This is a genomic window from Bacillus cereus group sp. Bce041, assembly GCF_052646455.1.
Genome location: NZ_JBQXON010000001.1, coordinates 190,763 through 216,252 on the forward strand (window position 1 = coordinate 190,763; position 25,490 = coordinate 216,252).

Sequence of the window (25,490 nt, forward strand, 5' to 3'; positions counted from 1 at the left end):
AGCCACCCTTTCCGGTCTCACAGGACTGAATTAAAAGGTTATTATTATGAAGCAATCTGCTTAGATTGTTTTATTTGTTTCGTTTCCGGTAGTAGTAGATTTAACAGTACACCTACAATTGCTGCTAGTGCCATTCCTTCTACTTGGAATGATTCTCCTACATGAAGTACCGCTCCACCAATACCGATTACTAATATTACTGATGCAATCATTAAGTTTCGTTTGTCACTTAAATCTGTTTTATCATCTACCATCATGCGTAATCCGCTTGATGCGATTACACCGAATAGTAAGATTGATACACCACCCATAACTGGTGTTGGGATCGAATGAATCAGTGCAGAAATCTTACCGATAAATCCGAACATGATTGCAAATACTGCTGAACCGATGAATAAGTATACACTGTATGCTCTCGTAATTGCTAGCACACCGATGTTTTCACCATACGTTGTATTCGGTGGCCCACCGATTAGTGACGCGATTAATGTTGCTACTCCGTCACCGAAGATTGAACGGTGTAAACCTGGTTTTTCAATTAAATCTCTTTTAATAACATTTCCAAGAACAATTTGATGTCCGATATGTTCTGATATTGTTACTAGTGCAACTGGTACCATCAAGAGTACAATCTTCCATGAAAACTCTGGTGTGTATGTTACAAATGGTACTGTGAAATCTGGTACAACAAACCATTTTGCCTCAGCTACCGGCTTTAAGTCTACTAGCCCTTGGAAGTAAGCGAAGATATATCCGCCGATAATACCAAGTAACACTGGTATGATACTGAAAAATCCTCTTCCAAATATCGAGCATATAATTGTAATTGCTAATGTTACTAACGCTACTGAAAAGTGTGTAAAGCTATATTTGCCATCCGCACCGTTCATCGCCATGTTAACTGCTGTATGTGCTAAAGCTAGACCGATTACCATTACTACTGGACCAACTACGATTGGTGGTAGTAATTTCATAATCCACTCTGATCCTGATTTCTTAATTCCGAGTGAGATTAAGATGTACACAAGTCCTGCTAGCAAACCACCAAGCATTGCCGCTCCCGGTCCACCTGCCGTTTTCGCTGTTATAATCGGTGCGATAAAGGCGAATGATGATCCTAGATAAGCAGGTACTTGACCTTTCGTTATAAGAAGAAACGCTAACGTTCCTAATCCACTTGATATTAATGCTACTGATGGATTCAATCCTGTTAAAAACGGAACAAGCACTGTTGATCCAAACATCGCGAACAAATGTTGTATACTTAAAAATAACCATTTTCCCGGTTTCGGTACTTCATTAACGTCTAACACTGGCTTTTGTTCCATTGTTACATCCTCCTTCAGTTTAAATCTTTGCAATAAAAAAACTCTTTGTGCCTGTGCACAAAGAGTCCTACACTTTCGTATGCCAAATTTGACATATGAAAGCCAAGACCCTTTGGCAGCCTCACAGGACTACATTTAAAAGGGCTTTACTTATCGTATATGCTTACTCGATCTTGTTGATCTGTCTCTTGCAAATCAACTTCGATACGCTCTTCACTTGATGTTGGAATATTCTTCCCTACATAATCAGCGCGAATTGGTAATTCGCGATGACCTCTATCAACAAGAACCGCCAATTGGATTTGAGATGGTCTACCTAAATCCATAAGAGCATCCATTGCTGCTCGAACTGTTCTTCCTGTATATAATACGTCATCCACAAGGATAACTTTTTTCTTCGTAATATCTACAGGGATATCAGAACCTTTTACAAGTGGTTCTTTATTTTTCGATTGTAGTGTTAAATCATCACGATATAACGTAATGTCTAACTCTCCAACTTCCATTTCTTTTCCTTCAATTTGACCAATTCGTTCTGCCAAACGTTGTGCAATAAAAATTCCACGAGTTTTAATTCCGACAAGAACACAATTATCGACACCTTTATTTCGTTCCACGATTTCATGACTAATTCGTGTTAAAGCGCGGCGAATCATTTGGTCATCTAAAACGACAGCTTTCTCTTGCATGCTCTACACCTCCAAGCTTTTTTCTTGCGTGAGAGTAATGGTATAAAAAAAGTCCTCTCAGCGTGTGCGAGAGGACTTTTGAAAAAAGGGTACAACATACCCTAAGTATTTCAAACCGTTACCTTCTCAACCTCACGGGGCTGTGTTAAAGGATCATTATTTAACTGTTGTCAGTATCTCAGTTTTCTTATGATTTGTCAATACTATTTTCGTAAAATATTTAATGCGTCTTCAAACACTTCTGGAATCGGTGCCTCAAACTGAATATATTCACCAGTACGAGGATGATCAAAGCCTAAAATACCCGCATGAAGTGCTTGTCCATTCATATCTAACGTTTTCTTCGGACCATACTTCGGATCTCCTGCAAGTGGATAGCCAATATATTTCATATGAACACGAATTTGGTGCGTACGTCCCGTTTCTAAGCGACATTCTACAAGTGTAAAATCTTTAAAGCGTTCTAACACTTGGAAATGCGTAACAGCGTTCTTACCATTTTCATCAACTGTCATACTTTGACGCTCTTTCTTATCACGAGCAATCGGAGCATCAATCGTTCCCTTATCATGCGGAATCACACCGTGTACAATCGCTTTGTAACGTCTCGTTACTGTTTTTGCTACAAGCTGATTCACAAGCGATTCATGTGCCATATCATTTTTAGCAACCATTAATAGTCCAGATGTATCTTTATCAATACGATGCACGATACCTGGACGCATTACACCGTTAATGCCTGATAAGTCTGTACAATGATGCATAAGGCCATTTACAAGTGTACCACTTGTATGCCCTGGTGCTGGATGTACAACCATACCACGTGGCTTATTTACAACAAGCACATCTGCATCTTCATAATAAATTTCTAAATTTAAATCCTCTGGTTGAATATCTAACTCTTCTGGTTCAGGAATTGTTACTGTAATTTCATCTTCTTCTTTTACTTTATAATTCCCTTTTACCGCTTTCCCGTTTACTGTCACAGCGTCATCTTTAATCCATTGCTGCACTTGCGTACGTGACCATTCGTTATTTATCCCTGCAACGAATTTATCAATTCGCTCATTTTTTTGCTCTGCTGCAACTGTTACTTGTACTACTTCACTCATTCAATTACTCCTTCGCTTTCTTGCCTTCTAATAATGTTTGAATAATAATTAATACAACACCAATACATAATGCTGAATCAGCTATATTGAATACTGGATAGTTGTACGAGAAAATATACACGTGAATGAAATCCACTACTTCTTGTCTAAATACACGATCAATAAAGTTACCAATTGCCCCGCCCAAAATTAGGCCTAACGAAATACCTAGAAGCTTGTCTGTTTTCGCATACTTTTTCATATAAAATACAATAAACACTACAAAAACAACTGTAATAATGTAGAAGAACCACATTTTATTTTCTAAAATACCCCAAGCAGCGCCTCTATTTCGATGTGATGTTATGTATAATACATTGTCGATAATCGGAATACTCGTACCCAATTCCATGTTCTTTACAATTAACCACTTCGATATTTGATCGATAGCAATGACGAATAACGCTATTACATAATATATCATTTTCATTTCCCCCACAAAGACAGTGTACCTCAAAATTTTAGCATAGCTGCTACCTTTTCACAATGAACCTTTATAGAAGAATAAAATAAATTAAAAAAAGGTAATATAATATCGTTGTGCGTATTCATACATTTACCTTTTCATAAAAGAATTCATGAATCGTACGGGCAGTCGGCATTGTCTTCATTTGCTTTGTCGAAATTAATCTCCCCGTCTCTTCACAAATACCATACATGTCTATTTCCATTTTAAATAATGCGCGTTCTACATCCTTTAAATCCTCTTTTATATCATGTAATAGCAATTTTTTCTTTATCTCTTCCTTAATTTCATATCCAAGCTCTTGGCTGAACTCGACATCATATTTGTGCATTACTTCTTTAGCTAGTCTCTCTTGCAACTCTTTTCTCATCAATTGCAATTCTTCTTTTATTTCCATGTAAATTTCATTCACGTGTACATTCCTCCTAGCTGTAATGTACAGTTAGTGTGTCCGAAATTTATTTGCTTACCTCACACACATTTTTCCTTCACAGGAAAGAGTCTGAAAGTGATTTTGATATGCCATCAACAAAAAAACTGACTGCATCAATAGCAGTCAGCTTTTTTTATTATTTTACATAGTTTTCTTTAACAACTGTTGCACAACGCTCACATAATGTTTCATGTTCAGCATCTTTACCAATTGTTTCTGAAACTACCCAACAACGTTCACATGTTTCACCAGTTGCTTGAGCAACAACAACCGCTGTATGTTCATACTTCGGTGCATCTGCTGGCGCTTCATCCATCATACCACCAAGTTTATACTCAGAAACGATGAATAATTGCTTTAAGTCTTCGCTAATAGACTCTAACATAGCTTTCATTTCTGCAGTTGGATATAGCGTAATGCTTGCATTTAATGACTTACCGATTACTTTTTCATTACGAGCTACTTCTAGTGCTTTTAACACGTCATCACGTAATGTCATAAATGCATCCCATTTTGTTTTTAACGCTTCCGCGTCATCTAATTGTACAGCTTCTGGCATATCAGTTAATTGTACACTTTCTTCTGTTACGCCTGGAATGTATGGCCATACTTCATCAGCTGTATGCGGTAAGATTGGTGTTACAAGTTTCGTTAACGCAACAAGAACATCATATAATACAGTTTGAATCGCACGACGATCTTCGTGGTTTGCACCTTCAATATATAAAATGTCTTTTGCAAAGTCTAAATAGAATGAACTTAAATCAATTGTACAGAAGTTATGAATTGCATGATACACAGCAGCGAAGTCGTATGTCTCATATGCTTCTTTAACTTTTGTAATTAAGTCATTTAATTTCACTAACATGTAACGATCTACTTCACGAAGTTCAGCTACAGCTACTGCATTTTCACTTGGCTTAAAGTCGTCTAAGTTTCCTAATAAGAAACGGAATGTGTTACGGATTTTACGATACACTTCTGCTACTTGTTTTAAAATATCATCTGAAATACGTACGTCAGATTGATAGTCAACAGAAGATACCCATAAGCGTAAAATGTCTCCGCCTAATTGATCCATAATTTTCTTCGGTACGACAATGTTTCCAATCGACTTACTCATCTTACGTCCTTCACCATCTAGTACGAAACCGTGACTTAGTACGCCTTTATATGGAGCTTTACCTGTTACAGCAACTGCTGTTGATAATGAAGAGTTAAACCAACCACGATACTGGTCAGATCCTTCTAAATATAAATCAGCTGGACGCTGTAAATCTTCGCGCTCTTCTAATACCGCTTGGTGAGAAGAACCTGAATCGAACCATACATCCATGATGTCTGTTTCTTTACGGAATTCGCCATTTGGGCTACCTGGATGTGTAAATCCTTCTGGTAATAGATCTTTCGCTTCACGCTCGAACCATACGTTAGAACCGTGTTCACGGAATAAATCTGCTACATGGTTAATTGTTTCATCCGTAATAATTGGATCACCATTCTCAGCATAGAATACCGGAATTGGCACACCCCATGCACGCTGACGAGAAATACACCAGTCACCACGGTCACGAACCATATTATGAAGACGAGTTTCTCCCCATGCTGGTACCCATTTTGTTTCTGCTACAGCTTCTATTAATTCTTTACGGAATGCTTCAATAGATGCAAACCACTGTGCTGTCGCACGGAAAATAATTGGTTTTTTCGTTCTCCAATCATGTGGGTATGAATGTGTAATGAATGTTAGTTTCAGTAACGCGCCTACTTCTTCTAATTTTTCTGTAATTGGTTTATTAGCTTTATCATAGAATAAGCCTTCAAATCCAGGTGCCTCATTTGTTAATACACCTTTATCATCGACTGGGCAAAGTACTTCTAATCCATACTTTTTACCAACAACGAAGTCATCTTCCCCGTGTCCTGGTGCTGTATGAACACAACCTGTACCTGCATCTGTTGTTACGTGGTCTCCTAGCATAACTAATGAATCACGATCGTAGAATGGATGTTTTGCAACTGTGTACTCAAGTTCGCTACCTTTTACTGTTTTCACAACTTCAGCATTTTCCCACTCTAACGTTTTTGCAACTGTCTCAAACAGCTCAGAAGCAATGATATATTTCTCATCGTTTACTTTTACAATGCTATATTCAAGCTCTGGGTGAACAGAAATACCTAAGTTTGCAGGTAATGTCCAAGGTGTCGTTGTCCAAATGATGTACTTTTCATCACCTTCTAATACGTTCTTTCCATCTTTTACAGGGAATGCTACGTAAATAGATGCTGATTTTTTATCTTGATATTCAATTTCAGCTTCCGCTAAAGCAGATTCACTCGTTGGAGACCAGTAAACTGGTTTTTGACCTTTATAGATATAACCTTTTTTCGCCATGTCACCAAACACTTTGATTTGTTGTGCTTCATAAGCTGGCTCTAAAGTAATATATGGATTATCCCAATCTGCACGTACACCTAGACGCTTAAATTGTTCACGTTGACGTTCTACTTGTTCATATGCATACTCTGCACATAACTTACGGAACTCAGCAACTGTCATTTCTTTACGTTTTACACCTTTATTTGTTAAAGCTTGTTCAATTGGTAAACCGTGCGTATCCCATCCTGGAACATATGGCGCACTAAAACCAGTCATTGATTTATAACGAACAATAAAGTCTTTTAATACTTTATTTAATGCATGTCCCATATGAATGTCACCATTCGCATATGGAGGTCCATCATGCAATACAAATAAAGGACGTCCTTTTGTATGTTCTTGTACTTTTTCGTAAATATTCATTTCAGCCCATTTTTCTTGCATTGCAGGCTCACGTTTTGGTAAATTCCCACGCATTGGGAACTCTGTTTTTGGCATCAGTAATGTATTTTTGTACTCCATGCTCAATTCCTCCTTACATGTATAAAAGAAACACTTAAAAAACGGAATAAAAAAGAGACCTTCTCATCCCAAAAAGGGACGAGAAAGTCTCCCGCGGTACCACCCTAGTAGATCATATACATATGTATAGAATCCTCTTTATATTCTTAACGCGAATACACGCCTACGCTTACTCTATTTGTTCAGCGCGGAACTCCAGGGTGATATTCCCACTATCTCCTTATCCTGAGCTTACACCATCCTCAGTTCGCTATATAAGGTTTGAAAAGGTACTTATCCCTATCTTCGTTTTTCTTAATAAATATGTTGTTTAAAATTATATGTAATAATGAGAAAAACGTCAAGCTTACACTGTTTCTTCTTTTTTCAACAGTTCATCTACTTCGTCTTCTAATTCAATTAGTTTATCCCAATCATCGTTGTTTAACATCTCAAGCTGTGTTTCTAATAACATACGGAAACGAGTTCGGAATACTTTCGCTTGTTTCTTTAGCTCTTCAATATCAAAAGCAACTTTTCTTGATTTTACTAATGCTTCGTTAATAATACGATCAGCATTCTTTTCAGCTTCACGCACAATTAATTTCGCTTCTTTTTGCGCATTACGTTTTACTTCTTCCGCTGCTTCTTGTGCAACGACGATAGATTTGTTTAACGTATCTTCAATATTAGAGAAATGATCTAACTTCCCTTCTAACTGCGCAACTTTTTCTTCTAAAGCTTTTTTCTCACGAATGACCAATTCATAATCTTTGATAATTTGATCAAGAAACTCATTTACTTGATCTTCATCATAGCCACGGAATCCGCGACCAAATTCTTTGTTATGAATATCTAATGGTGTTAACGGCACAACGCCACCTCCAAGTAGTTATCTAAATTTCCTCTTTCAATTATATCTTTTCTTCGACAAAATAGGAGGATTTCCTTCTAAAAAACCAATCATTTTAGTATACCATACAAAATTCTCCATTTGTCGCGTTTTGTTCTACCTTCTACAGAAAATAATTTACTTCGGCCATATCCTCTAACAGAAAAAACATCTCCTGGATAGCATTCATAAGAAGTTTGCTCCACTGTTTTCCAATTGACTTTTACTAAACCATTTTTTATGAAAGGTTGTACTTTCTGTCTAGATAAATGTAACATTTCAGCTAACATAACATCTAAACGAAGTGAAGAAACCGTTCCAGATTTCTCTCCCCACGTTTCATCTATCTGTAGAATTTGTTCTCCTTGCACTGACGCTAAAGAGACTTTTACTTTCCCTATTGATTGTAAGTTCATCTCAATATACGATACAATTTCTTTCGCAACTACAATTTGGGCACGATTTTCTTGCAGCAAAATATCACCACATTTTTCTCTTGTTAAACCAAGAGACATAAATGTACCTAATATTTGCCTATGTTCTAGCGTATAAAACTTGGAAGGATAGTCAATTTCTAATACTTCTACTTGAAATTCTTCTTCATTTAATTCTAGATAGTCTGGATAAATAAGTGCTCTTTTACGCTCTGCATTAGGCGTTGCACCACCAAATTGTACAGCAACATCACCTTGTCCTATTACCATAGAAACAATTTGTTGTTGCCTAGGATCAAGAAAATCCGTTAACTTCACTTGATGGTACTCCGCCGCTCGCTTCCACTCTAGCACTTTATCCACAAAGACCTCCTCATCAGGCCTAAAATGTTCGTAGATGCTCATGTATTTACCTTCTTACTATAAGAAATAGCTTAATAAACTGAACAAACCAGTTTTAGCAAGTTTCAACGCAAAGATCGCAACGATTGGAGAAATATCAATCATTCCAAGCGGCGGAATAAAGCGGCGGAATGGTTCTAAATACGGTTCACAAATACGTGCCAGGAACTCTCCAAAAGATGATTCCTTTGCACCAGGAAACCATGATAGGAGAATGTAAATAATAAGTGCCCACGAGTAAATCTCGATAGCATAACTTAACACTATAAAAACTGTTGTCATGGCGTATTACCACCTCTTTATATTTGTTTCTTCTTCTTCACCGAATAACTCTGAAATCGCACCAACAATATCTACATTTTCAGGTGTACACATAAATGTTTTCGGCCCTATTTTTTGAATGTCCCCGCCTATAGCGTATACAGTACCACTTAAAAAGTCAACGATACGTACCGCTTGATCAGTAGACATTCTCTGCAAATTAATTACAACAGCTCGTCTACCTTTTAAGTGGTCCGCAATCCCTTGTGCTTCCGAATATGTGCGTGGTTCTAATAAAACAACTTTTGAAGATTGTTTTGCTGTTTCAATACTCACAACATTTTGCTTCGGTTGCGCTTTCGGAAACGTAACGTCTTGTTGTTCTGGTGGATCTTGCTGCTTTTTCATGTCTGTTTGCTCCTTTTCATAACCATATTGAGCTGCTTCTTTTTCTTCCGGTGTATCAAAAAAGAAGTATTTTACTTTTGACCAACTCATAATAAGATTCTCCTTCCTTTTACGCTTTTCCTACTAAAATCGTTCCCAAACGAATATATGTAGCCCCTTCTTCAATTGCAATTGTGTAATCGTTGGACATTCCCATTGATAATTCTTTACATGGCGCATGTAATAACTCTAGCTCCTGCACCTCTGTTTGCAGCATACGTAATTCCTTAAAACAGCGTCTGATTTCTTCCTCTTCTTCTGTAAATGGAGCCATCGTCATTAGTCCAACCACTTCAATTTTATCGAATTCTTGCAAACTTTGAATAAAAGAAACAACCTCTTCTATTGCCAATCCTTGCTTCGATTCTTCAGATGAGGTTTTCACTTGAATAAAGCATTTCACTTTCTTATCAGCACGTTTCTGAATTTCTTTCGCCAGCGAAAGACGATCTAACGAATGTAAATAATCAATTTCATTAATGATTTCTTTTACTTTTCTCGTTTGTAATGAGCCAATAAAGTGCCAATTAACTTTTGAACCGAAATGCTTGTATTTCTGTAAGAAACCTTCATTTCTATTTTCACCTAAATCGATAATTCCAGCTTCAATTACTTCGTTTGTTTTTTCAATCCCTACAGTTTTTGTAACTGCAACAAGTTTAATATCTTGCAACGAACGTCCAGCTCGAGCGCAAGATTCTTTAATAGCTTCATTTACAATTACTAAATTTTCTTGTACTGTCACTTGCTTCCTTCCTCCTTAAAACCTATGAAACTCAACATTCTTCCTGTCTTACCTTGATCACGACGATGAGAGAAAAATAGTTGCTCTTCACAGCTTGTACAAAGAGATGACATTACAATATGCTCTTCTTTTATGCCTGCTTGTACACATAATATACGATTAATTTCTTTTAAATTAATTGCGTACTGCCCGTCAGAAATTTTTTGATGAGGAACAGCACCGCTAACTACTTCCTGTGCTGCTGTTAATACACGATCATCCACAACATAACAACAAGATCCGATCGACGGCCCAATTGCAACATGAATTTCATCACTTGAAATACCTTCTGCATTCCACTTTTGAATCATTTCCTTTGCAATCTCTTGTACAGTGCCTTTCCATCCAGCATGCGCAAGTCCTATCATACCATGTGATGGTGCATAAAAATAGAGCGGAACACAATCCGCGTAACAAGACGTTAACAGAACATCTTCATTACTCGTATAAATGCCATCTGTTTTTGAAATGCCGTCCTCATATGAATAGACACCACTTCCCTTTTCCTGTTGCCCTACTTTTTCAACATGATGAGCATGAACTTGTTCAGAGCAAATCCAGTTTTCTAATGGTTTTTGTAACTTATTTGCTAAAATGCGTCTGTTTTCATGAACGTTCTCCACGATATCATTCACATGTAATCCTAAATTCATCGCATGAAAGGAGCCCGTACTTATCCCACCATCTTTTGTCGTAAATCCAGCAGTAATGTTTCCAAGTTCTTTCCACGCTTGTAAATACAGTATACCGTCCACATATTTAAATGGTTCTCTCATAATAAAGCGGCTCCTTTTAATTAAAATAACAGAAAAAAGCATGGTACTTCCTGTCTATTTTACCATACTTTTATTTTTTCATAATCCTAACAGAAAAAAAAGAGGAATTTGTAATATTCTTTATGAAATTGTCGGTGTTTGTATTGATTCTGTTACAGAATTAACAGGATTTACTCTTACAAGTATGACATCTTCCCCAATTTTCACAATTTCCTTCCAAGGAATTACAATCTCAACATCTTTTCCAAAAATACCTAGCATACGTGTCTGTTTGGAAATAATAACAGAACAAATTTTCCCTGTGTTCATATCAATTTCAATATCTCCAATATTCCCAATCCTTTTTCCATCTGAAATATTTATAACATCCTTCATCTGTAACTCTGAAATTCGTATCACCATTTTTATCCTCTCCCTTATATGACAAATTGGAAACTGTTTCTCATATTTACAGGAAGCCACCTATACGAAACACCATGCTAGTTTCATTATATGAACACTAATCCCCTACTATGAGCACAAACCATATTACATATAAAAAGGTCTCACCATAATTGGTGAGACCTTATCCTTGAATCGTTTTATTCATTTGTTTAATGGCTGACTTCTCTAAACGTGATACTTGCGCTTGGGAAATCCCAATTTCTTCTGCAACTTCCATCTGTGTCTTTCCTTGGAAGAAACGTTTTCTAATAATCATTTTCTCTCTATCATTTAAACGCTTCATTCCTTCTTTCAATGCTAATTCTTCAACCCACTGCTCGTCCTTTTGTTTTTCATCACTTAACTGATCCATAACAAAGATAGGATCTCCCCCATCATTATAAATCGGTTCAAATAATGAAACTGGATCTTGAATCGCATCTAAAGCAAATACTATCTCTTCATGAGTTACTTCTAGCACTTTTGCAATATCCATTGCTGTTGGTTCTTTTGAATTTTCTGCAATCAATTTTTCTCTTACTTGCAAAGCTTTATACGCAATATCTCGCAATGAGCGCGATACGCGAATCGGATTATTATCACGCAAATATCTGCGTATTTCCCCAATAATCATCGGCACAGCATACGTTGAAAATTTTACATTTTGGCCTAAATCAAAATTATCAATTGATTTCATAAGTCCGATGCAACCAACTTGAAATAAATCGTCAACATATTCTCCTCTGTTATTAAATCTTTGGATGACGCTCAGTACAAGACGTAAGTTTCCATTCACTAATTTTTCTCTTGCGCTTATCTCTCCACTTTGCATTTCACGAAATAATTTACGCATCTCTTCATTTTTTAATACTGGAAGTTTAGCTGTATCAACACCGCAAATTTCTACTTTGTTTCTCGTCAAAGTGTTCCCTCCTATCGGGAGTTGCTGTACAGTGTAAAGTATTTCCTTTGAAGGGGATTTTATGCATGTGGTTTTTTCACGATTTATTATTTAAATTATCTTTCCTAATACAACTAAATAGAATAAGACCAGCCTACATAACGGCTGGTCTTATTCTTTACACCATTTTATTAAATTCTTTTCGTAATCTTTTTATAATTCTTTTTTCTAAACGCGAAATGTATGACTGTGAAATCCCAAGCATATCAGCCACATCTTTTTGCGTCTTTTCCTCTCCTCCAGCAAGCCCAAACCGAAGTTCCATAATTTGTTTTTCACGATCATTTAATTGGTGTAATGCTTTCATTAAAAGGTGACGATCTACAGTAGCTTCTAAATCTTTTGTAATAATATCATCATCTGTACCTAACACGTCAGACAATAACAGTTCATTCCCATCCCAATCAATGTTTAGTGGTTCATCAAAAGAAACTTCCGAACGATTTTTGTTATTTCGACGTAAATGCATTAAAATTTCATTTTCTATACAACGCGATGCATATGTTGCTAATTTTATTTTCTTTTCTGGATTAAATGTATTTACCGCTTTAATAAGGCCGATTGTTCCTATACTAATCAAATCTTCAATATTTATCCCTGTATTTTCAAACTTTCTTGCTATATATACAACGAGCCTTAAGTTACGTTCAATAAGTAATGACCTTGCTGCCTGATCTCCTTTTGGCAATTTATTCAAAAGAACTTCCTCTTCTTCTTTTGTTAACGGTGGTGGCAACGCTTCACTTCCACCAATATAATAAATTTCATCGGTCTTAATTCCTAATTTCAGCAATACTTTATACCAAAGGTATACTAAATAAAATTTTAATTTCATCATATTATCCCGCCTCTCATTTATTAAGCGATCACCATTTTTTGCGAAATCAACATTTTTGGATGCACAATACATTGATACTCCCCATTAGTAGACAGCTGTTGTGTATTTAATCCAATTAATACTTTGTTTACAACAATAGAACTACCTTCATGGTCAACTTGCACACTGTCAGGCTTAATTGCCCACAAAAATTGACTCTCTACTCCTACTGCACGGAAAGGAATTAAGCGTAATTTGGTCGCCCAACCAGAATCATTTTCTGGTATTTGAGGAATTTCTGTTTTGGAATAAATTTGTTCTGTTAACCAAGATGGTAAGCAATGTTCTAATGATGAAACATGCATAATCATAACAGGTGTTTTTGTTAATGGGTCATAAAGTTGGTTCCCACTGTCAATAAGACCTGCGAGTTCTAGTTCTTCTTCGGCTAATTGAATTTTTACTTTCACAATTTGATCATAGTGTATTTTCGTGACCTCTACGCTTTCAATACGCTTTTTAGAAAAATAATAAATTACTGGAAAACCAAAAATAACAAATAACCAACTAATTGGATCACCGTAAGAAATTGACTGAGATTGAACCAATCCATTTACCATTTCATTCGTTTGCAAAAAGAAATGAGTTCCAATTAATCCTCCGCCAACCATAAAGGTTACAAAGTAAAAAGTAAAAACAGTTTGTGCATAATTTCTAAATGTCGTAAACCCAAATGCTGTATACACAATAAGTAACGAGTACAGTAGTTTCATAATTGGATGTGTCATCATAGAAGCAAAAGGAGTAAAGGCAAAAATAACAATAGTTGAACCTATAAATGCCCCTAACACAAGCCTCCATCTTTTGATTTTCTTTTTTAACACGGTAGCTGTTAATAAAAGCAAAAGAAAATCAATGCAGGCGTTTAACAACCAAACAACGTCGGCGTAAACAACCAAACAATTCACCTCTTTTTTCAAGTTGAGACTAGTATAATGCATATCCAATAGGAAAGTGTGTCAATTTGCGGAGGTGTTTTTTTGTTATTTTGTGATTTCTAGACATAATCTGTCGGTAAAAAATAAAAGTACAAATTCATAGAATGATATACTCTTATTTTCACAAACAAAATATATTGAAATATACGAAATAAAAAAAGACCTGCTTAGCAGGTCTTTTCCATAAAAAATAAAAAGGAGCATGAAAGCTCCTTTTTTTATCGTCTACGACGGTTACGTAAAAATGCTGGAATATCGATATCATCTGAATCTGAATGACGCTCATGTACAACTGGCTCTTCACGCTTCATTTCACGTTTTACTTCACGCTGTTTTGAAGGTTGAGCTACTGGTTGTTGCTGTTGTTGCGTGTGGTTCGCATTCGGACGAATAATTGGTTTTGGTGGTTGAGTTGCAATGCTATCATCAAAACCAGTTGCAATTACAGTTACAACGATATCATCTTTTAATCCTTCGTTAATAACAGAACCGAAGATCATATTTACTTCTGGATCTGAAGCTGAAGCTACGATGTCTGCCGCTTCTTGTACTTCATATAAGCTTAAGTTAGCGCCACCCGTAATGTTCATGATAACACCTTGAGCTCCATCAATAGATGTTTCTAGTAATGGGCTAGAAATCGCTTTTTTCGCAGCTTCTGCAGCACGATTTTCCCCATTACCAGAACCAATACCCATTAAAGCAGAACCTCTATTAGACATAATTGTCTTTACGTCTGCAAAGTCTAAGTTAATTAAACCTGGCGTTGCAATTAAATCCGAAATACCTTGAACACCTTGACGTAATACGTTATCAGCTTCACGGAATGCTTCTAACATTGGCGTATTTTTATCAACAATCTCTAATAAGCGATCGTTTGGAATTACAATAAGAGTATCTACATTTTCTTTAAATGCTGCAATACCAGATGCTGCTTGCGTCGCACGCTTACGTCCTTCAAAAGTAAATGGACGTGTTACAACACCTACTGTTAAAGCACCTAATTCTTTTGCAACTTGAGCAACAACTGGAGCTGCACCAGTTCCAGTTCCACCGCCCATACCGGCAGTTACGAAGACCATATCCGCACCACGAAGTGCTTCTTGGATCTGTTCTTTACTTTCTTCTGCAGCTTTTTTCCCTACTTCAGGGTTTGCGCCTGCACCAAGTCCACGCGTTAATTTTCCACCAATTTGCATTTTTGTTTCAGCTTTTGATAGATTTAATGCTTGTGCATCAGTGTTCACAGCGATAAAGTCTACACCTTGTACACCGTGTTCAATCATACGGTTTACAGCATTGTTTCCGCCACCGCCGACACCGATAACTTTTATATTCGCTAATTGATCTTGAGTAGTATCAAACTCTAACATGTCGAAATCCCCCTAGAACCTCATTTTTCGTGTCCAATTTTAATCCCATAAATAACGGAATACACGTTTTACTTTTGACATCATGCGGTCATCATTTTGATTATTATTGTTTTGATTACGAGTTTTTTGTTTCGTGGGTTGCTGTTGTACCGGCGTTGGTACTGGTGCTGGTACTGGTTCAAAATGCTCTTGCTTTTCCTGCACATTTTTCCCACGTAATTTAGCTTTTTGATAAGAATGTTTAATTAATCCAACTCCACTTGTATATTGGGGCTCACGCACACCAATATAATCAGGAGTTGCTACACGAACATTTTCATGTAAAATATCATATGCAAGATCAAGAACACCTGGCATAGAAGCAATTCCGCCAGTTAGTACATAACCAGAAGCCACTTGCTTTACTCCTAACTTACGCACTTCATCTTGAACAAACATTAAAATTTCCTCTACACGAGCCTCTATTATATCCGATAATTCCAACTGAGAATATTGTTCTGTTTGATCACTTCCCATAATAGGAACCGTAAACATCTCTTCTTCAGATGCTGTATCATAAAAAGCATGTCCATATTTCAACTTAATTTGATCTGCATTTTCTGTTGAAGTTTTCAACCCAATCGCAATATCTTTCGTTATATGGTCTCCACCTAATGGTAATACGCTTGTCGCTTGTAACTCTCCATCTTTAAAAATAGATAAAGTTGTAGATCCTCCCCCCATATCAACAAGGGCTACTCCTCTATTTTTTTCATCTGAAGATATTGCAACTGTTGCAGCCGCTAAAGGTTGAAGACAAATATCAACAATTTCAAGACCTGCTTTTTCTACACAACGAAGTAGGTTATGTAGTAAAGTTCTCGAGCCTGTAATAAGTGTACCTTCCATTTCTAATCTTACACCGATCATCCCGCGTGGATCGTTAATCTCGTCAAGACCGTCTACGATGAACTGTCGAGGTACCACATCAATAAACTCACGTTCTGGAGCAATTGACACAACTTGTGCTGCATCTAGAACGCGTAAGACATCTTCATTCCCGATTTCACGATCTTCATTTGAAACAGCGACTACTCCGTGACAAGGAAGTAGCTGTACCTGGTTTGCATTGACACCTACTACAACTTGCTCAATGTGGATTCCCACCATGCGCTCAGCTTGTTCAATTGCTTTTTTAATTGATCGAACAGTCTCGTCTATATCAACTATCGATCCCTTCTTTAAACCATTTGATTTTACATTTCCAACACCAATAATGTTTAAGCTGTCATTAACCATTTCACCAATGATGACTTTAACATTGGATGTACCGATGTCAAGACTAACATATATTTCATTGCTGTTCATTCTTTGGCACCTCCTTCTTTATTTATACCATACAACTCAATATATGGAACAACAATCGCAACTTTACTATTTATAAGAAAAATATTCAACGTCTTTATACGTTTCCCTTTTTTAACCCTATATTTTTCTTATTTTTATTTAGCATTCAATTAAGAATATCGCAGTAAACTATGAATAACTGCTTATCTTGAAATAATTCTATTTCGAGTGTAAAGTTTACCGCCAAGTATAAGTCTACACTAAGATGTACTCATAGAAAAGTGAAACTTGTACCAATACTAGTATGAATCTAAGAATTTTTACATATTTTTCATCAAATGAACCATTCTTCTAAATTCGTATACACATAACAGAACATTCGTTTCGTTTTTTCTGCTATAAGTAACGAAAACTACCATTCTATTCTTTTTTTTCTTCCGCACCTAATTCTTTCGTATATGCACCTACTTCTAAGTCAATTAATACCTTCTTACCTGGCTCAATTGTTTTTAAAATAAGCGGATAGGCTTCCATACGTTTTGCGAAATTTTGAATTGTAGTGCTCACTTCATAACCTTCATTCATATATAAAGTAAGATGATCTTCATTCGCATTCGTTGGTGAATAGCGAATCTCCGAAATAGATTTTAAAATAGCTGGTGTTAATTTTTCTAGTTCAGCGATTAACTCCTTCATTTTCTCTTCTTTAAAAGGTTCGAAAATCGGTGCTGCAACAGGAAGTTTTCCATTAGGTAGTACATCAAGCGTTTTTCCATTCTCTAATAACGGTTGTAATTTTCCCTCTTTATTTATATAACCAATCGTTAAATATTCTTCGATATGAATATCAATATTGTTTGGAAAACGTTTTTTTACATTTACTGCTTTAATTTCTTTTCGCTTCGTTAAGTTTTCTTCAGCTTTATGTGCTGTCACTCGGAAATAACTTGTATCATATGTCACGCCTGAATCCTTCATTACTTGTTCATCCGTCATATAGTGATTTCCAAACACACTAATCTTTTTTATATTACTAAGCGGAGACCGAAAATAAATTAAAAAGAGCACTAATAAAAATAAAATTGATATGTATAAAATCAATCGATGATTAACATTTTTTTTGTTTTTTTTCTTTTGATTTTTCAATTTTGGTACACGATCTTGTAGTTTAATCACTTTACTATTATTCATGTACGATCCCCCTATGTAACATAAAGAACGGCATGTTCCTCATGCCGTTCTTATCTTCTTATTATAACATAAATGATAATGAGCGGAACGAATAACCGTTATCTTCCAATGATTTCTACTTCTGTGTGCATATCTACATCAAATTTATCCTTAATTGTATGTTTTATTAATTCAATTAAAGACAATACATCTTGCGCTGAAGCTCCCCCAGTATTAACAATAAAATTGCCATGCATTTCAGAAATTTGAGCTCCACCAATCCTATAGCCACGAAGCCCTGCTTTTTCTACTAAATCTCCTGCAAAATGTGGGATTGGATTCCGAAATACACTTCCTGCACACGGGTGATTCCATGGTTGCGTTTCACGGCGGTAATCTTTATTATTTTGCATGCTACGTACAATTTCTTCACGTTTCCCCGCCTGTAATTGAAACACCGCCTCTAAAACAATACCAGGACGTTTCGTTTGCAATACAGATGCCCGATAAGAAAACTCCAATTCTTTATTCGTTAACCAGTCAATTGCACCGTCTTCAAACAGAATGAGAGCCTTCGATAATACACTCGATATATCCGATTTATGTGCACCTGCATTCATATATACTGCACCACCGACACTTCCTGGAATACCGCTTGCAAACTCCAATCCAGCTAACCCTTGACGACTAAGTAAAGTTGACAATTTAATAAGAGGATATCCACTACCAACTCTTACCTTATGTTTTTCGACCTCTAAGTGATCTAATCCTTCTCCTAAACGAATAACAACACCTTCTATGCCTTGATCAGATACAAGAAGGTTTGAACCGCGACCAATTACAGTCCACTTCGTTTTGTATTGCTTTACTAACTGTAATGTTTTTTCAATACCGGCTACATGCTTTGGCACAATTAAAATATCCGCTGGGCCACCTATTTTCATAGTTGTATAACGTGCTAACGGCTCGTTAACCAAAACACGACCAACGTCTGCTTCTATAAGCTCATTTACTAATTGTTCCATAGACAATCTCCCCCATATTAAGTCTCCTTATGACAATAATATGCAGGGCGTTCACCTAACGTTATCCCTCTATTTACGGGCAGTACAGCTCCTAAATCAAAATTAGGTGTTAACAAAGAAATTAGGCGGAATGAGGATACCAGTAAACATCCGATTAGTGAAAGGTAATAATCAAAGAGAGAGAATCACTCCCCACTGATTAAAGCCTCACTTTATTTTTTTACAAGTTTATTCATTACTTCATACAGCTTATTTGCTGCATCTGGAATACCTAGTTGCTTAGCAGCTAACTTCATATTTTGTAATGTTTGTGCATCTAATAAAATCTCATCAATATCACGAATAAGCGTTTCAGCTGTTAAATCTTTTTCAAGTAACATTTTTGCCGCTCCTTTATCAACAACTGAACGTGCATTCTTTTCCTGATGATTATTTGTTACATACGGACTCGGTATTAACACACTTGGTTTTCCTAACGCTGTTAATTCTGCAAGTGTTGTTGCCCCAGCCCTTGAAACAACAAGGTCTACACCAGTTAGTACCTCTGGCATATTATGAATGAACGGCTTAATAATAACATTGCTTGGGTTCCCTTTTTGCTTCACGGCTTCCATCACTTTGTCATAATGTACTTCACCTGTTACATATAGTATTTCGTAGCTTTTGTTCCCAAACTGTTCAATTGCTTCAACGAAGGCATCGTTAATCGGTCTAGCCCCACGACTTCCACCAAATATAAGTACAGACTTTTTAGGAAGAGAAAGCCCAACTGAACGTTTCCCCTTCATTCCATTTTGTTCCATTACCTCTGATGCTCGTGGATTACCTGTCATTACCACTTTTGACTCTGGAAAATGCTCTATAGCTGCTTCAAAACAAACAGCAACTTTATCAACATAACGGCTTAAAAACTTGTTCGTTACACCTGGTACACTATTTTGTTCATGTACAATAGTTGGAATACCTAATTTGGCTGCAGCGTATACAACTGGTCCACATACATATCCACCCGTTCCAATTACGATATCCGGATTAAAACGACGAATATATCGTTTACTATCCTGTACACCTTTTAGAAAACGCATTACTGTTTTCACATTATCTAATGATATTTTTCGTTTAAATCCACTTATAACAATAGATTGAAATGGTATACCTGCTTTTGGAACGATTGTACTCTCTAGTCCATTTTCCGTACCAATATATAAAAATCTTGCTTCTGGATTTAACTTTTTTATTTCTCTAATTAAAGCAAGAGCTGGATAAATATGACCACCAGTACCCCCACCACTCACTAATACACGCACTACTAACTCCTCCGCTTCTCTTTTCTTATTTCCATTATATTTATTTCTATATACATATTGCATTTTTACACACATACGAAAAACCCTGTCTTATAAACAGGGTTTAGTAGCGAGAATGGCGACTTATATTTAATAATACACCTACTGCCATTAACATTAATGTCAAACTTGATCCACCATAACTTAAAAACGGCAAGGTAATACCCGTAACAGGCATTAGTCCTGTTACAACACCAACATTAATCATTACTTGAATCGCAATCATCGCCACAATACCTACTGCTAAAAACGTACCATATAAATCTGGCGCTCCTAATGCGATACGAATCCCGCGCCATAATAATAGACTAAATAATAATAACACAAATGAACCACCAATAAAACCTAATTCCTCGGATAAGATCGCAAATATAAAGTCAGTTTGTGGTTCAGGTAAATAAAGAAATTTTTGTCTACTTTGTCCAAGTCCAAGCCCAAATAATCCACCAGGTCCAATTGCAAGTAATGATTGGATAATTTGAAATCCACTCCCGAGCGGATCTGACCACGGATCTAAATATGATGTAATGCGTTTCATTCGATACGGTGCTGATGCAATTAACCCTACAAATCCTGCTACACCAATCAAACCAAACATTGCAAAGTGAAAAACTCTCGCTCCCGAAATGAATATCATAATGATACATGTCCCAACCATTACCGTTCCTGTCCCAAGGTCTGGCTGTAACATAATCATCCCAAAAGCAAGAAACACAAAACTAAGAGCCGGTAATAAACCACGTTTAAAAGATGTAATCAATTTTTGCCGTTCTGCTAAAAACTTTGCCAAGAAAATAATCATCGCAAACTTCATAAATTCTGACGGCTGAATCGAAAATGCTCCGATTCCAATCCAACTTCGTGCTCCTCCTCGAACAAGACCTACTCCAGGAATAAGAACGAGAATAAGAAGAATGAAGCAAACTAGCAAAATCACTTTTGAATACGTACGCCACACCCAATAATCAATTTTCATAATAAAAAACATAGCTACTACACCAAGACCCGCAAACAGTAATTGTCTTTTTGCAAAAAAGAATGAGTCCCCCATTTTATAAGAGGCCCAAACTGCACTCGCACTATAAACCATAATCATTCCGATTGTCAACAATGAAAGTGTTACGATGATGAGAATAAAATCAGGCGTTTTCTTCATTACCCACAAACACCACCTCTTTAGGCAGAACCTTTTGCCTTATGTAACAAAACATCAGTAGGTGTTAGCCTACTGATGTTTTGATTTACTTTATATAAGTTTATGCACAGCTTGTATAAAAATGTCTCCTCTTTCTTCAAATGTTTTAAATTGATCCCAGCTTGCACACGCTGGAGAAAGAAGAACGACATCACCATCTTTAGAATGAGCATAAGCTTTCACCACTGCTTCATCTAAAGTATCGACACTTTCAATTATATCTAATCCCGCTTTTTCTGCCGCTCTTACTAGTTTAGGAGCTGTTTGTCCAAATGTTACAATCGCTTTTACATTTTTGAAATACGGAATTAAATCATCGAATTCATTTCCGCGATCAAGCCCACCTGCTAGTAACACAATCGGTTGTGTAAACGCAGATAGTGCTTTCTCAGTCGCTAACATATTCGTTGCTTTTGAATCATTATAAAACTTACGGTTGTTAATCGTTGTTACATATTCTAAACGATGTTTTACACCCGTAAAACGTTTTAACACGACCGTAATTGCTTCATTAGAAGTACCTAATAATTTCGCAATACTCATCGCAGCTAAAATATTTTCTAGATTATGTTGACCAGGTAAAACGATATCGCTTACTTCAATAACTTTTTCACCTTTGAAATAAAGAGCGTTATCTTTTATACACGCACCATCTTCAATTTCTTTCGTTGTCGAAAACAGGATTTTTTGACCTTTAGAATACGCAGACAAAGCCATCACATCTGCATCATCCGCATTTATTACACTATAATCATTTTCTGTTTGGTTTTTAAAAATATTTGCTTTTGCTAAACCATATTCTTTCTTCGTCCCATGATAATCTAAGTGGGCCTCAAATAAATTTAAAAACGCAGCAATTTTAGGTTGGAACAATTCTACTCCCATCAATTGAAACGATGAAAGTTCTGTAACTACAACTTCATTTTCTTTTGCATCCTGTGCTACTTCACACGCTACAGTTCCAATGTTCCCTGCAATTACAGGATGCTTTTGTCCTTCTTTTAGCATTTCAAATGTCAGCATTGTCGTCGTCGTTTTACCGTTAGACCCCGTAATCCCAACAAATGGTGCTTCTGAAATACGATATGCTAATTCAACTTCCGTAACAATCGGAATTTGCTTTTCTTTCGCAGCAACTAATATTGGATTAGAATACGGGATTCCTGGATTTTTTACTACAAGAGAAATATTTCTCTCTAATAATTCTAAAGGATGACCACCGCATACAACGTCCATTCCTTTTGCTTGTAATTCTGCAGCAAGTACATTCTCTGCTAAAGGCTTTCCGTCATTTACAATAACATTTGCCCCTAACTTTTGTAACAATGTAGCTGCTGCATAACCACTTTTTGCAATGCCCAATACAAGAATATTCTTATTTTGAAATTCAGTTACAGTTTTCAATTACATCCACACCCCGATATAAATTCCTAACACAGCTAATAAAAATCCTGCAGACCAAAACGTCACAACAACACGCCACTCTGACCAACCACATAATTCATAATGATGGTGTAATGGACTCATTTTAAAGACACGTTTTCCTGTTGTTTTAAATGAAATGACCTGAATGATAACCGATAAAGTTTCCATTACGAATACTCCGCCAATAATTACAAGTAGCAATTCTTGTTTTAATAAAATCGCTACAGCTGCAATGGCTCCACCTAAAGCTAATGAACCTGTATCTCCCATAAACACTTTTGCTGGATTCGCATTGAATACTAAAAATCCAAGTACAGCTCCCACAACTGCCATACAGAATATCGCTACTCCAAATTGCTCTTGTGCCACAGCAATAATACTAAATGCTCCAAATGCAATAGCAGCTGTTCCTGATAATAAACCATCTAACCCGTCAGTTAAGTTAACTGCATTTGATCCACCAATAAGCATAAATAGTACAAGTACGAAATACGCCCAACCTAATTCAAACTTAACATCCGTTCCCGGAATCATGATGTATGTGTGGAACGCTTGCCCTTTTCCAATTAAAAAGAATGCAATAGCAATAACAAGCTGACCTACTAATTTTTGCTTTGATGTTAAACCAAGATTTCTCTTCTTAACTACCTTTATGTAGTCATCTAAAAATCCAATCAATCCGTAACCAAACGTCACTAATAGTAATAACGAAACCTCTGCACCTAAATAATTAAACTTAATCGCCATAATAAGTGAAGTTACCATCATAGATACGTATATGACGATACCACCCATTGTCGGTGTCCCTGATTTTTTTTGATGTGACTTTGGTCCCTCATCACGAATACTCTGTCCGAACTTTAATTTTCTTAAAAATGGAATAAACAATGGCGAAAGGGCAACAGAAATTAAGAATGCTACCCCAGCCGTTACTAATAAACCTTGCTCAAGCACATGTAGTCCTCCTCTCACGTTGTTACTCTTCGTTGTTTAAACGCCCTGTAATTGCTTCTTTAGCAACTTCACGATCATCGAAATGATGAACTTCTTTACCAATAATTTGATACGTTTCATGCCCCTTACCAGCAATAATAATGATATCATCTGCTTTCGCTTTAGCGATTGCATGGTGTATTGCTTCTTTTCTATCAATGATCATTTCATAGTTTTTCCCGCTTGCACCATGTACCATATCATCTAAAATAGCCGCTGGATCTTCACTTCTTGGATTATCTGATGTATAAATTGCATGAGTTGCATATTTTGTTGCAACACTTGCCATTATCGGTCTCTTCGTTCGGTCCCTATCGCCACCACAACCAACGATACAATACACATCACCTTTTGCAAATTGTTTTGCAGTTTTTAATACATTTTCTAAACTATCTGGCGTATGTGCGTAATCAACAATAACTGTATAATTTTGCCCTCCATCAACAACTTCAAAACGTCCTGGAACCCCAGCTAAATCCTTTATAACAGCAATGATTGTTTCTAATTTCACACCCGAAACAAGTCCTGCTGCTGTTGCTGCAAGTACGTTATATACATTAAATTTACCTATTAATTTCATCGTAACATTTACACTTTCATATGGTGTGACAAGCGTAAATGTAGTCCCGCCACTCGTCATAACGATATTTTTTGCCATAATATCACTTGTTGTATCAATACCATATGTTACAACTGTTGCTGCAGTACTTCTCATATACTCTTCTGTTACATTATCATCGCTATTCAGCACAGCGTACTTTTCACGATTATGATTATAACTATTGCCAAGCTGTGCAAATAGTAACCCTTTTGCATGTTTATATTCTTCCATCGTTTTATGATAGTCTAAATGATCTTGTGTTAAATTCGTAAACACCGCTACATCGTAATCACATCCGTGTACACGACCAAGATTTAACGCATGTGACGAAACTTCCATTACCGTGCTGTCCACACCTTGTTCAACCATTTTTGAAAACGTCTGTTGAAGTGTTAGTGCATCTGGTGTTGTATTTTTCACCTCAAATGTTTCATCACCGATTTTCATATTAATCGTTCCAATTAGCCCTGTTTTATGACCATGTGCTCGCATAATCTCATCCATAATATGCGATGTTGTTGTCTTTCCATTTGTACCTGTAATTCCGATTAAATGTAACTTGTGTGTCGGTTGACCATAAAAATAATCAGCTAAAACCGCTAACGAACGAAAAGTATTTTTCACAAGTACAACTGGAACGTCAACATCAATTGGTCTTTCCGCAACAATAGCAGCCGCTCCTTGTGCCGCTGCTTGCTTAGCAAAATCATGGCTATCAACCGTATATCCTTTCATACATACAAATAAGCTTCCCTCTTTCACTTTACGTGAATCAGCTTCTATAGATGTGATTTCTGGATTTTCTTTTGGAACAACTGGAAAATCATGCAAACATGATACAAGTGTATGCAACTTCATTTCACTAAACCCTCTCTACATTGTTTATTTATCTT

The 25,490-nt window shown here is 36.5% G+C and carries 25 protein-coding genes and 1 other annotated feature; all 25 genes read right to left on the reverse strand.

Annotated features, from left to right (window positions below; all coding sequences use genetic code 11):
• Positions 1–44: 44 nt before the first annotated feature.
• The 25 genes from uraA to murE all read right to left on the reverse strand — a co-directional run bounded on the left by uraA (position 45) and on the right by murE (position 25,455).
• The gene (gene uraA, locus ACUN13_RS00875; RefSeq protein WP_000435928.1) at positions 45–1,328 is read right to left on the reverse strand and encodes a uracil permease; all 1,284 of its coding nucleotides are present in this window, start codon (positions 1,326–1,328) and stop codon (positions 45–47) included.
• A gap of 146 nt (positions 1,329–1,474) precedes the next feature.
• Positions 1,475–2,017 carry a bifunctional pyrimidine operon transcriptional regulator/uracil phosphoribosyltransferase gene (gene pyrR, locus ACUN13_RS00880; protein ID WP_001156491.1) on the reverse strand — a complete coding sequence of 181 codons (543 nt, stop codon included), beginning with the start codon at positions 2,015–2,017 and terminating at the stop codon, positions 1,475–1,477.
• Between the two features lie 203 nt (positions 2,018–2,220).
• The gene (locus ACUN13_RS00885; protein WP_409531673.1) at positions 2,221–3,129 is read right to left on the reverse strand and encodes an RluA family pseudouridine synthase; all 909 of its coding nucleotides are present in this window, start codon (positions 3,127–3,129) and stop codon (positions 2,221–2,223) included.
• Between the two features lie 4 nt (positions 3,130–3,133).
• Positions 3,134–3,592: a lipoprotein signal peptidase LspA gene (lspA, locus tag ACUN13_RS00890; RefSeq protein ID WP_000642180.1), complete on the reverse strand. Its 459-nt coding sequence runs from the start codon at positions 3,590–3,592 to the stop codon at positions 3,134–3,136.
• Between the two features lie 124 nt (positions 3,593–3,716).
• Complete coding sequence (locus ACUN13_RS00895; RefSeq protein ID WP_001002956.1) at positions 3,717–4,046, reverse strand: molecular chaperone DnaK; 330 nt, start codon at positions 4,044–4,046, stop codon at positions 3,717–3,719.
• Positions 4,047–4,203: 157 nt separating this feature from the next.
• Complete coding sequence (ileS2, locus tag ACUN13_RS00900; protein WP_000455951.1) at positions 4,204–6,969, reverse strand: isoleucine--tRNA ligase; 2,766 nt, start codon at positions 6,967–6,969, stop codon at positions 4,204–4,206.
• A 71-nt stretch (positions 6,970–7,040) separates the two neighbouring features.
• Positions 7,041–7,264, reverse strand: a binding site (T-box leader).
• Between the two features lie 51 nt (positions 7,265–7,315).
• Positions 7,316–7,822: a septum site-determining protein DivIVA gene (divIVA, locus tag ACUN13_RS00905; RefSeq protein WP_001131611.1), complete on the reverse strand. Its 507-nt coding sequence runs from the start codon at positions 7,820–7,822 to the stop codon at positions 7,316–7,318.
• An 89-nt stretch (positions 7,823–7,911) separates the two neighbouring features.
• Positions 7,912–8,679: a YlmH family RNA-binding protein gene (locus ACUN13_RS00910; RefSeq protein WP_002164454.1), complete on the reverse strand. Its 768-nt coding sequence runs from the start codon at positions 8,677–8,679 to the stop codon at positions 7,912–7,914.
• A gap of 15 nt (positions 8,680–8,694) precedes the next feature.
• Positions 8,695–8,958, reverse strand: a complete 264-nt coding sequence (locus ACUN13_RS00915; protein ID WP_000214233.1) for a YggT family protein — start codon at positions 8,956–8,958, stop codon at positions 8,695–8,697.
• Between the two features lie 6 nt (positions 8,959–8,964).
• On the reverse strand, positions 8,965–9,435 hold the full coding sequence (locus ACUN13_RS00920) for a cell division protein SepF (protein WP_000119129.1): 471 nt from the start codon (positions 9,433–9,435) through the stop codon (positions 8,965–8,967).
• Between the two features lie 19 nt (positions 9,436–9,454).
• Entirely contained in the window at positions 9,455–10,129 is a 675-nt protein-coding gene (locus ACUN13_RS00925; RefSeq protein WP_025689225.1) for a YggS family pyridoxal phosphate-dependent enzyme, read from the reverse strand.
• Positions 10,126–10,944 carry a peptidoglycan editing factor PgeF gene (gene pgeF, locus ACUN13_RS00930; protein WP_001209008.1) on the reverse strand — a complete coding sequence of 273 codons (819 nt, stop codon included), beginning with the start codon at positions 10,942–10,944 and terminating at the stop codon, positions 10,126–10,128. Before pgeF ends, ACUN13_RS00925 begins: the two co-directional genes overlap by 4 nt.
• 120 nt (positions 10,945–11,064) lie before the next feature.
• A complete protein-coding gene (locus tag ACUN13_RS00935; protein ID WP_000236745.1) occupies positions 11,065–11,346 on the reverse strand; it encodes a YlmC/YmxH family sporulation protein in 282 nt (93 codons plus the stop codon).
• A 163-nt stretch (positions 11,347–11,509) separates the two neighbouring features.
• Positions 11,510–12,289, reverse strand: coding sequence for an RNA polymerase sporulation sigma factor SigG (gene sigG, locus ACUN13_RS00940; RefSeq protein ID WP_000197755.1), 780 nt, complete (start codon positions 12,287–12,289; stop codon positions 11,510–11,512).
• Positions 12,290–12,446: 157 nt separating this feature from the next.
• Entirely contained in the window at positions 12,447–13,166 is a 720-nt protein-coding gene (gene sigE / locus ACUN13_RS00945; protein ID WP_000976948.1) for an RNA polymerase sporulation sigma factor SigE, read from the reverse strand.
• A gap of 20 nt (positions 13,167–13,186) precedes the next feature.
• Positions 13,187–14,104 (reverse strand): sigma-E processing peptidase SpoIIGA, encoded by a 918-nt coding sequence (spoIIGA, locus tag ACUN13_RS00950; RefSeq protein ID WP_000261975.1) that lies wholly within the window; start codon positions 14,102–14,104, stop codon positions 13,187–13,189.
• 257 nt (positions 14,105–14,361) lie between these two features.
• Positions 14,362–15,516: a cell division protein FtsZ gene (gene ftsZ, locus ACUN13_RS00955; protein WP_000888984.1), complete on the reverse strand. Its 1,155-nt coding sequence runs from the start codon at positions 15,514–15,516 to the stop codon at positions 14,362–14,364.
• 39 nt (positions 15,517–15,555) lie between these two features.
• Positions 15,556–16,863, reverse strand: coding sequence for a cell division protein FtsA (ftsA, locus tag ACUN13_RS00960; RefSeq protein WP_445423639.1), 1,308 nt, complete (start codon positions 16,861–16,863; stop codon positions 15,556–15,558).
• Positions 16,864–17,262: 399 nt separating this feature from the next.
• Entirely contained in the window at positions 17,263–18,033 is a 771-nt protein-coding gene (gene divIB, locus ACUN13_RS00965; RefSeq protein ID WP_001065793.1) for a cell division protein DivIB, read from the reverse strand.
• A gap of 98 nt (positions 18,034–18,131) precedes the next feature.
• Positions 18,132–19,037, reverse strand: a complete 906-nt coding sequence (gene murB / locus ACUN13_RS00970) for a UDP-N-acetylmuramate dehydrogenase (RefSeq protein ID WP_000437020.1) — start codon at positions 19,035–19,037, stop codon at positions 18,132–18,134.
• 212 nt (positions 19,038–19,249) lie between these two features.
• Positions 19,250–20,344 (reverse strand): undecaprenyldiphospho-muramoylpentapeptide beta-N-acetylglucosaminyltransferase, encoded by a 1,095-nt coding sequence (gene murG, locus ACUN13_RS00975; protein ID WP_025689214.1) that lies wholly within the window; start codon positions 20,342–20,344, stop codon positions 19,250–19,252.
• Between the two features lie 103 nt (positions 20,345–20,447).
• On the reverse strand, positions 20,448–21,539 hold the full coding sequence (spoVE, locus tag ACUN13_RS00980; RefSeq protein ID WP_000753520.1) for a stage V sporulation protein E: 1,092 nt from the start codon (positions 21,537–21,539) through the stop codon (positions 20,448–20,450).
• Between the two features lie 90 nt (positions 21,540–21,629).
• Complete coding sequence (gene murD / locus ACUN13_RS00985) at positions 21,630–22,982, reverse strand: UDP-N-acetylmuramoyl-L-alanine--D-glutamate ligase (RefSeq protein WP_000860115.1); 1,353 nt, start codon at positions 22,980–22,982, stop codon at positions 21,630–21,632.
• Positions 22,983–23,957, reverse strand: a complete 975-nt coding sequence (gene mraY / locus ACUN13_RS00990) for a phospho-N-acetylmuramoyl-pentapeptide-transferase (protein WP_000893060.1) — start codon at positions 23,955–23,957, stop codon at positions 22,983–22,985.
• A gap of 22 nt (positions 23,958–23,979) precedes the next feature.
• Positions 23,980–25,455 (reverse strand): UDP-N-acetylmuramoyl-L-alanyl-D-glutamate--2,6-diaminopimelate ligase, encoded by a 1,476-nt coding sequence (gene murE / locus ACUN13_RS00995; protein ID WP_000766320.1) that lies wholly within the window; start codon positions 25,453–25,455, stop codon positions 23,980–23,982.
• Between the last annotated feature and the right edge of the window lie 35 nt (positions 25,456–25,490).